This window comes from Aeromonas sp. A04 (genome assembly GCF_047780465.1).
Lineage (GTDB): Bacteria > Pseudomonadota > Gammaproteobacteria > Enterobacterales > Aeromonadaceae > Aeromonas > Aeromonas bestiarum.
This window is the reverse complement of record NZ_JBLNHP010000026.1, coordinates 1-386: the sequence shown is the minus strand read 5'-3', so window position 1 is coordinate 386 and position 386 is coordinate 1. Positions and strand designations below refer to the sequence as shown.

General features: G+C 57.0%; 1 rRNA gene. It reads left to right on the top strand.

The annotated features are described in order from the left end of the window. Positions 1 to 386 (top strand): 16S ribosomal RNA (locus ACM3N8_RS22360); the annotation flags it as partial.

The window sequence follows — 386 nt, the reverse complement described above, 5'->3', positions numbered from 1 at the left end:
TTGCTACTTTTGCCGGCGAGCGGCGGACGGGTGAGTAATGCCTGGGGATCTGCCCAGTCGAGGGGGATAACAGTTGGAAACGACTGCTAATACCGCATACGCCCTACGGGGGAAAGGAGGGGACCTTCGGGCCTTTCGCGATTGGATGAACCCAGGTGGGATTAGCTAGTTGGTGGGGTAATGGCTCACCAAGGCGACGATCCCTAGCTGGTCTGAGAGGATGATCAGCCACACTGGAACTGAGACACGGTCCAGACTCCTACGGGAGGCAGCAGTGGGGAATATTGCACAATGGGGGAAACCCTGATGCAGCCATGCCGCGTGTGTGAAGAAGGCCTTCGGGTTGTAAAGCACTTTCAGCGAGGAGGAAAGGTTGGCGCCTAATA